The following is an 800-nucleotide window of genomic DNA, read 5'->3' as shown; positions in this document are numbered from 1 at the left end:
AATGCAGGTGTGGCAAATGCCGCTAAGGTAGCTTTGAGTGCAGCTTCAACAGCCAGTGAAGCATCCGCAAAAGCAAGCAGTGCCGCAGCAGAAGCTAGTCAAGCAGCCAGTGAAGCCTCAGCTAGTGCAAAAGAAGCATCTACTGCAGATCAAGTAGCTTCAACAGCAGCGCAAGAGGCAAATACAGCGGCTAGTGAAGCGGCAAGTTATGCCAAAGCAGGAGACTTAGAACATGCTTCAAGTGCTGCAGTAGTAGCGAGTCAGGCAGCTAGTCAAGCAAGCCAAGCGGAAGCAAAAGCCAGTCAGGCAGCCTCCGCAGCTAGTGAAGCTAGAAACAAGGCAAGCGAAGCAGCAAAAGCAGCAGCGAGCTATGAAAGTCAAGCAAGTGCCGCTTTGGTTGAAGCAAACAAAGCCAAAACAGATGCGGACCGTTATCTAGATGCAGATAGTCAAGGTAATAGTGCTAGTGCTGAAGCAGATAAAGCTGAAGCATCTAAGGTAAATGTGGATAAATCCACAAGTCAAGCCACAGAAGAAACAAAAACAATGCCTGTGGATAATGTAACTTCAAGTGTTAATATCACTAGCGAGTTAAACCAAGAAAATGTTTTCGTTAAGGGATCTGAGACGACTTCAACTAAAGTAACTGCTAAAAAGCAGACCGAATTACCTCAGACTGGTGAAGACACTGACCTAAGCAACTTAGCTGGCTTAGGACTGATCAGCGCAAGTCTTTTAGGTCTATTTGGTTTCGGAAAGAAACGTAGAAAAGAAGATCGTTGATCATAAAAGGTCAAGTT

At 45.5% G+C, this 800-nt stretch carries 1 protein-coding gene; it reads left to right on the top strand.

The window, feature by feature from the left end:
• Window positions 1-783, top strand: a 783-nt coding sequence (locus tag LMU01S_RS10135) for an LPXTG cell wall anchor domain-containing protein (RefSeq protein ID WP_156470425.1), incomplete at its 5' end; no start/stop codon positions are given.
• Between the last annotated feature and the right edge of the window lie 17 nt (window positions 784-800).

The organism is Ligilactobacillus murinus DSM 20452 = NBRC 14221, from assembly GCF_001591685.1.
Lineage (GTDB): Bacteria > Bacillota > Bacilli > Lactobacillales > Lactobacillaceae > Ligilactobacillus > Ligilactobacillus murinus.
The sequence above is the reverse complement of the archived record's forward strand: the minus strand, read 5'-3'. Positions and strand labels throughout refer to the sequence as shown.